The organism is Shewanella sp. 11B5, assembly GCF_002836795.1.
GTDB classification, from domain to species: Bacteria; Pseudomonadota; Gammaproteobacteria; order Enterobacterales; family Shewanellaceae; genus Shewanella; species Shewanella frigidimarina.
Genome location: NZ_PJAP01000004.1, coordinates 1 through 1,010, shown reverse-complemented (window position 1 = coordinate 1,010; position 1,010 = coordinate 1). Strand labels below are relative to the sequence as shown.

General features: G+C 43.0%; 2 protein-coding genes. Both read left to right on the top strand.

Annotated elements, in window-relative coordinates:
* Window positions 1-221: hypothetical protein (locus CXF78_RS00055; RefSeq protein WP_145991263.1), on the top strand; the 221-nt coding region annotated here is incomplete at its 5' end.
* A gap of 200 nt (window positions 222-421) precedes the next feature.
* On the top strand, window positions 422-1,010 hold a 589-nt coding region (locus CXF78_RS00050), incomplete at its 3' end, for a hypothetical protein (protein WP_180956996.1).

Below are 1,010 nucleotides of genomic sequence, written 5' to 3'. Positions count from 1 at the left end.
ACGGCCAAAAAGCCATGACTCGTTTTTCTGCCGATCAGTTTGAAGACCGTAAAGGTAACACTAAAGCAGATAAAGGCAGTGCTAAGCCTGTAGGGCAAAAACCCAAGTCTCCAGCTAAGGCTTCGGGCCAAGTGGCAAAAGGGCAAGCGCCTAAAAGCCAAGGTGCTAAGCGTCCAGCTAAAGCGACCACTTGGGCGACTAAGTCTAAATACGCCAAGTAAGCTAACACGTTAACTTAATGTCATAAAAACCCGCATTAACGTTGCGGGTTTTGTTTTTCTAGCAGCAATAGATTCAATAACAAGGTAATCTGCTTCGATACTTACGTCTTTTAATTTAGTCTGCTCAGTAGTCGTTTTGTTATACTACTGTACTTATTGATTAAATTACCCAATGGTTTGATAAACAAGGAACGATCATTATGCCAACGTTAATTAGGCTTAGCGCATATCTCAGTGGTGTATTGCTGTGTGGTAGCACTTTGTTGGTTAATCCTGCTTATGCCGCAAACTCGGTACAGCAACAGCAATTTTTTGAAGCTATTAGCGCTCTGTGTGGCAAAGCTTTTGCCGGTAAGATCACTGCTGGTGGCAGTGAAGGAGATGGTTTTAGTGGCAAACCATTAGTTATGCATGTAAGAGATTGCACCAATCATCAGTTACGTATTCCATTTCATGTTGGCGATGATCACTCTCGCACTTGGGTGATAACTCAAACCGATACCGGATTGCGCTTAAAGCATGATCATCGTCATAAAGATGGCACCGATGATAAAGTGACAATGTATGGTGGAGAGACCCGCGATACTGGCACTGCCAACTTACAAACGTTTCCAGTGGACGATGAGTCTATTGCCAACTTCAAGCAACATGGCTTAACACAATCGGTCACTAATGAGTGGCAGATGATGATTGAAGCGCATACTTTTACTTATCGTTTAACCAGAGAGAATCGCGATTTTAAAGTTGAGTTTGATTTATCTCAACCTGTAGCATTACCGCCAGCGCCTT